Origin of the sequence: Mycobacterium sp., assembly GCF_035653355.1 — a bacterium.
Lineage (GTDB): Bacteria > Actinomycetota > Actinomycetes > Mycobacteriales > Mycobacteriaceae > Mycobacterium.
Map to the genome: position 1 here is coordinate 1 of NZ_DASRBZ010000350.1, position 6069 is coordinate 6069.

Genomic DNA, 6069 nt, shown 5'->3' on the forward strand with positions numbered 1-6069 from the left:
GATCTTGGACGAGGGCCAGCGGTCCGGTGCGCAAAATTTCCAGGGTGGTCACGGCTGCTCTCCTATGCGGCTCGGAACTGGACCCACATGCCCGGTGTCAATAGCGCCGGGTTGGGGCGGTCGATATCCCACAGCACCGCGTCGGTGTGGCCGATCAGCTGCCATCCGCCCGGCGATCGGCGTGGGTAGATCCCGCTGAATTCGCCGGCCAACCCTACCGACCCGGCGGGCACCGATGTCCGCGGTTCGAAGCGCCGCGGTACCGCTAGCCGCGGATCGCCGCCGACCAGGTAGGCGAAGCCCGGAGTAAAGCCGGCGAAACCGACTCGCCACGGTGTTGTGGTGTGCGCGTTGATGACCTGCGCGGTGGTCAGGCCGGTGAGGTCGGCAACCTCGGTGAGATCCGCGCCGTCGTAGACGACGTCGATCACCACGTCGACCCGGCCGTCCGGCGGAGCGGTCTCAACCGCATCCGGGCTGATCTGCAGCTTGCGCAGGCGGTGACGGGTGACTCCCTGATAGCGGTTGCCGTCGAGCTTGACCAGCACCGTGCGGGCCGCCGGCACGATGTCGAGCACCCCGGGCAGCGCTGCTTCGCGCAGCGCAGCGGTGGCCGCCAGGACGTCGGCGCTGCTGTCGAACTGCAATAGCAGCGCTTGGTCGCCGTAGTCGATCACGCTCTGGGCGACGATCGGGTCTGTTGCCACGCTCATTACTCGACGGTAACCCCGGTTTGGGTGCGGCGACGAGAAATTTTCGAGCACTGCCAGAGGTGCCTTAGTGAACACTCAGACGCCGCCCCGGGCGACCCCCGAAAGCCCTAGGCCGCGACGATTTTGGCGATCAGGGGCGGTAGTTGGTCGGCCACCAAGGGGTAGCTCAGCGGCGAGGCGAAGGCGATCGCGCCGGCCTGCTCTTTGGTGGTGAAGATGCTGTGCGACCGCAACGCCGCCACGTCGGCGTTGGCGAGCAGCGCCTGTTGGTCGTCGGCGCTGTCGGTCGTCCAGATCAGCACGTCGGCGCCCTCCAGCGTGGTCCTGATCTGGTTTCGTGGAATGAACGCACGCTGACCATCGACCGCGAACGGTTTAGTGCTGTCGGCGACGACCAAGCCCATCAGGGTCAAAAAGTCGGTTCGCCAGCCCGGCAGGGTCGCCACCACGTTGTCCTGGTACAGGCTGCCCTGAAGTAATAACACCTTCTTGTTCTTGAATTGCGGGTTCTGGTCGGCCACGGTGCGGAACTTGGTGTCGACGCCGTCGATCAACGCCTTTATCTGGTCGGCTTGGAAAACGGCTTGGCCGATCGCGGTGGCCTGGTCCTTCCACGGTTCGAAGAACGCGTCGCCGTCGGATTGCGGGATGGTGGGCGCGATCGCCGAAAGTTTCTGGTAGGTGCCGGCGTCCACGCCCGCGTTGGTCGCGACGATCAGATCCGGTTTCAGGCCGGCAATCTGGTCGACCTGTATTCCGTTGTCCAGGTTCAACACCACCGGCTGGGCGCCGCCGAGCTTGGGTTGGGCCCACGGCCACACCGCAAACGGTTGGTCGCCGAACCAGTTGGTCACCGCGATCGGCACCACGCCCAAAGCCAGCAGGTCATCTTGCTCCGTGTAGCCGGCGCTGACGACGCGTTTAGGCGGCGCGGGAATAGTGGTTTTGCCAAACATATGGCTGATCGTGACCTGCGGCGCGCCGCTTGGGCCGGGAGCGGGTTTGTGCGACGAGCAGGCCGCAGCGCTGCCGGCCACCAACAGCGCTGCGGCGCCGAGGAATTCTCGCCGACTCCGTCGTGTTGTCATCTCTACCTCATGTCAGCGGCATGCCGGCGTCAATGAAATCCAAAGTGCGGTAAACCAAGTCGGCGGTGATCGGGGCCCCGCCGTCGGAAGCGGCCATCATCGCGCCGGTGGCCGCACCGGCCAACACACGGATTTCGAAATCGCTTGGGCTACGCCCAGTTCGGCGGCTCAGTGCTGCGGCGATCACGGTGACGGTGCGGATGTACTCGTCGTAGAGGGCTGCCTTGAGTTCAGGTATTGAGAACATCAGCCGTTGCCGGGTGTTCTCGAACTCGCGTTGCTCCTCTGGCATGTTGGCCATCACGCTTTCGTAGGCACCGCGGAAAGCTTGGATGGGCGTCAGCTCTGGCGGCTGCTGTTCGAAGGCTTCCAAAATCAGCGTGTCCAGGTCGTCGGCGAGCAGCACGGATTCCTTCGAGGGGAAGTAGCGGAAAAACGTGCTCGGAGATACCTCCGCGGCCTCGGCGATCTGCTCGACAGTGGTGGCGGCGTACCCGTTCTCCTCGATCAGCCGAAGCGCCGCGCGCCTGATCGCCTGGCGGGTCTTGATTTTCTTGCGTTCCCGCAGACCCAGCGCTTGCCCAGTCGCCTGCATGCCGCAATTCTTCCGCAAACCCGGCGGTGACAGGGCTAACGGCTCGGCCACGGGCTGTAGTCGGCGATCAACTCCTCCTGCGGAGGGCGCTGATCGGGCGGCACGTGCTGCAGGTTGATCCGAATCCGATACCAGATCGAACTGGGTCCGCGCATCCCGTCGACCAGCACGTCCGCCGGCTGCAGCCGTTCGGCGGCCGCGGGGTGGCGGCCGCGCCAGGTGTCCAGCGCAGCCATCGCCTCGTCTTTGGTTTTCGTGCGTGCGATCTCGATGAGCGGCATCGATGAAACTCGCCTGCCGACGCGGCTCCGTCCCGCTCCCTTCGGCGGCTTCTCGGCCGGGCCCTGCTCGTCGGCCAAGGCGAGCAGCGGGTCGAGCCCGCCGGCGGTGTCTTCCATACCTTCCCACGGATCCCCGACGTCGGCGAACCTCTCGGGCACCGTCGCAATCGTGAACGCTTCGGGGCGGCAGCCGGGCACCTCCTTCCAGCTCAGCGGTGTGGATACCCGGGCGTCAGGCGTGGCCCGCACCGAGTACGCCGAAGCCACTGTGCGGTCTTTGGCGTTTTGGTTGAAGTCGACGAAGACTCCCTGGCGTTCTTCCTTCCACCAGCGGCTGGTCGCCAGATCGGGTGCGCGTCGCTCGACTTCGCGGGCCACCGCCTGGGCGGCCAGCCGTACCTGGCGAAACGGCCAGCGCGGCGCGATGCGCGCATAGATGTGGAAGCCCCGCGATCCGGACGTCTTGGGCCACGCCGTCAGCCCGTAGTCCTGCAGCACATCGTGGGCGACCGCGGCCACGTCGAGGATCTGCGGCCACTCCACACCGGGCATCGGGTCGAGGTCGACGCGCAGTTCGTCGGGGTGGTCGAGGTCCTCAGCGAGCACCGGATGCGGGTTGAGGTCGATGCAGCCCAAGTTGATCACCCACGCCAGCCCGGCAGCGTCGCGGATGACCGCCTCCTGAGCCGAGGTGCCCGACGCGTAGCGCAGTTCAGCGACGTCCACCCAGTCCGGCCGGTTGGCGGGTGCGCGCTTTTGGAAGATCGCCTCTTGGTCGATGCCCTTGACGAACCGTTTCAAGATCATCGGCCGCCCGACTACCCCGCGCAGCGCGCCTTCGGCCACGTTCAGGTAATAGCTGATCAGGTCGAGCTTGGTGTGGCCGGCTCGACCGTCGTGGCCGGGAAACACCACCTTGTCGGGGTGCGTGACGGCGACCCGGTGTCCGTCGACCTCCAGGGACAGCGCACCGGCCATGCCGATCATGTTAATTTCCCAGCCGCGCTGAGACGCGGGTCACATATTGTGGGGTTATGCCTAAGCTCACTGACCTGCTCCCCTGGAATGCCGCGCCAAAAGCCCTGCAGTACGCCGACCGAGGCCTGGCCGAACTGCATTACCTCCGCAAAATCATCGAATCGGGCGCGTTCCGGCTGGAGCCGCCGCTGAACTACGCGGCGATGGCCGCCGACATCCGCCGCTGGGGCGAGATCGGCATGTTGCCGTCCTTCAACGCCAGACGCACGCCCAACAAGACGGCGATCATCGACGACGAGGGCGAGGTCACCTACAAAGAGCTCGAGGAAGCCGCCAACGCGGTCGCCCACGGTCTGCTCGCCAAGGGTGTCCGCGGCGGCGACGGCGTCGCCATTCTGGCGCGCAACAGCCGCTGGTTTGCGATCGCGGGATTCGGGTGCGCGCGGGTCGGGGCACGCATCATCTTGCTCAACAGCTCGTTCTCGGGCCCGCAGATCAAGGAAGTGTCCGAGCGCGAAGACGCAAAACTGATCATCTACGACGACGAATACGCCAAGGACGTCCAGGAGGCGAAGCCCGAGTTGGGCAAACTGCGGGCACTCGGCACCAATCCGGACTCCGACAAGGAGTCGGGCAGCACCGACGAGACACTGGCCGACCTGATCGGCCACAGCAGCAAGGAGCCCGCGCCCAAGGCCACCAAGCACTCGTCGGTTATCATCCTGACCAGCGGAACTACCGGGACGCCGAAGGGCGCCAACCGGAGCACCCCGCCAAGCCTGGGGCCGATCGGCGGCATCTTGTCCCATGTGCCGTTCAAGGCTGGCGAGGTGACGTCGCTGCCGGCGCCGATCTTCCACGCCCTCGGATTCCTGCACTTCACCATCGGAATGTTCCTGGGCTCGACGTTGGTGCTGCACCGCAAGTTCAAGCCTGACGTGGTCTTAAAGGACATCGAGAAGCACAAGGTGACGGCGGTCGTCGTCGTTCCGGTGATGCTGTCTCGGATGCTCGACGCGCTGGAAAAGATGGACAAGCGGCCCGATCTGTCGAGCCTGCGGATCATTTTCGTCTCTGGCTCGGCGCTGCCACCCGACCTCGCCGAACGGACGCTCAAAGAAATCGGGCCCGTCCTCTACAACATGTACGGCTCGACTGAGATCGCGTTCGCCACCATCGCGGAGCCCAAGCATCTGCAGATGAATCCGTCGACGGCAGGACCGGTTGTCAAGGGTGTCAAGGTCAAGATCTTCGACGACAACGGGAAGGAACTGCCACAGGGGGAGGTCGGGCGGATCTTCGTCGGCAGCAGCTTCCCGTTCGAGGGCTATACCGGCGGCGGCAACAAGCAGATCATCAACGGCATGTTGTCCTCCGGCGACGTCGGCTACTTCGACGAGAACAATCTGCTGTTCATCAGCGGTCGCGACGACGAGATGATCGTCTCCGGTGGCGAGAACGTGTTCCCCGCCGAAGTCGAGGATTGCATCAGCGGGCTTCCCGACGTGGTGGAGGCCACCGCGATCGGCGTCGAGGACAAGGAGTGGGGCCACCGGCTGAAGGCCTTCGTGGTCAAGAAGGAAGGCTCCGACCTCGACGAGGACACCATCAAGAAGCACGTGCGTGACCAGCTGGCCAAGTACAAGGTGCCGCGAGAAGTGGTCTTCCTCGACGAGTTGCCGCGTAACCCGACCGGCAAGGTCCTCAAGCGCGAGCTGCGCGAGATGGACGGCGACGAAGAGGGCAAAGAGGGCAAAGACGGCAAAGACCAAAAGGACCAAAAAGAGAAGAAGGACCAAAAGGACAAGAAAGAAGAGTAGGGCCGCTGGAATTGCACGAATTAGCAGCTATGGTCGTGCTTTTCGCGGATTTACAGCCCTGTCTTCTGTCTCGCGGCGCTTCGGGCGGCTACGGGTCGCGGGGTAGGCCGAGCAGCCGCTCGGCGATGATGTTGAGCTGCACCTCCGAGGTGCCGCCGTAAATCGTGGTGGCCCTGCTGGCCAGCAGGTACTGGCCCCACTTGCCGGATAGTTCCTCAGGGTCACCGATCGCGGCGTCGGTGCCGAACGTCGACACCGCGAACTCGGCGTAGCCCTGCGCCGTCCGCATCGACAGCAGCTTCGAGATCGCAGCTGAGGGCATGGGGTCTCCACCGGCCAGTGTCAGCAGCGTCGAGCGCATGTTGAGCACCTTGGCGGCGTGCCCCTCCGCGATCAGCTGCCCGGCGCGGTTCTGGGCCACCTGGTCGAACTGGCCGTCGCGCATGAACTGAACGAACCCCTCCAGGTTGGCCAGAAACGGCGCCTCGCTACTGCCGATGGAGACCCGTTCGGCGGTCAACGTGTTGCGGCTGACCTCCCAGCCCCGGTTCACCTCACCGAGCACCAGGTCGTCCGGCACGAACACGTCGTCGA

The 6069-nt window shown here is 65.0% G+C and carries 6 protein-coding genes; 1 reads left to right on the forward strand and 5 read right to left on the reverse strand.

Annotated elements, in window-relative coordinates:
• Window positions 1-62: 62 nt before the first annotated feature.
• The 4 genes from VFA16_RS12210 to VFA16_RS12225 form a co-directional block, all read right to left on the reverse strand.
• On the reverse strand, window positions 63-713 hold the full coding sequence (locus tag VFA16_RS12210) for a 5-oxoprolinase subunit B family protein (RefSeq protein WP_324968064.1): 651 nt from the start codon (window positions 711-713) through the stop codon (window positions 63-65).
• A 107-nt stretch (window positions 714-820) separates the two neighbouring features.
• Window positions 821-1801, reverse strand: coding sequence for an ABC transporter substrate-binding protein (locus tag VFA16_RS12215; protein ID WP_324968065.1), 981 nt, complete (start codon window positions 1799-1801; stop codon window positions 821-823).
• A gap of 7 nt (window positions 1802-1808) precedes the next feature.
• Entirely contained in the window at window positions 1809-2396 is a 588-nt protein-coding gene (locus VFA16_RS12220; RefSeq protein WP_324968066.1) for a TetR family transcriptional regulator, read from the reverse strand.
• Window positions 2397-2431: 35 nt separating this feature from the next.
• The gene (locus VFA16_RS12225) at window positions 2432-3664 is read right to left on the reverse strand and encodes a DNA polymerase domain-containing protein (RefSeq protein WP_324968067.1); all 1233 of its coding nucleotides are present in this window, start codon (window positions 3662-3664) and stop codon (window positions 2432-2434) included.
• A 47-nt stretch (window positions 3665-3711) separates the two neighbouring features.
• On the opposite strand from VFA16_RS12225, the gene fadD2 reads away from it, so the two are divergent.
• Complete coding sequence (gene fadD2, locus VFA16_RS12230) at window positions 3712-5475, forward strand: long-chain-fatty-acid--CoA ligase FadD2 (protein ID WP_324968068.1); 1764 nt, start codon at window positions 3712-3714, stop codon at window positions 5473-5475.
• A gap of 88 nt (window positions 5476-5563) precedes the next feature.
• Here fadD2 and VFA16_RS12235 read toward each other — a convergent pair.
• Window positions 5564-6069 (reverse strand): acyl-CoA dehydrogenase family protein (locus tag VFA16_RS12235; protein WP_324968069.1); only part of this gene is annotated, 506 nt, incomplete at its 5' end.

Excerpts from the sequence above, each read along its gene's own strand:
- VFA16_RS12220 (WP_324968066.1), bottom strand. The coding sequence starts at position 2,396 with ATGCAGGCGACTGGGCAAGCGCTGGGTCTGCGGGAACGCAAGAAAATC.
- fadD2 (WP_324968068.1), top strand. The coding sequence starts at position 3,712 with ATGCCTAAGCTCACTGACCTGCTCCCCTGGAATGCCGCGCCAAAAGCC.
- VFA16_RS12210 (WP_324968064.1), bottom strand. The coding sequence starts at position 713 with ATGAGCGTGGCAACAGACCCGATCGTCGCCCAGAGCGTGATCGACTAC.
- VFA16_RS12215 (WP_324968065.1), bottom strand. The coding sequence starts at position 1,801 with ATGACAACACGACGGAGTCGGCGAGAATTCCTCGGCGCCGCAGCGCTG.
- VFA16_RS12225 (WP_324968067.1), bottom strand. The coding sequence starts at position 3,664 with ATGATCGGCATGGCCGGTGCGCTGTCCCTGGAGGTCGACGGACACCGG.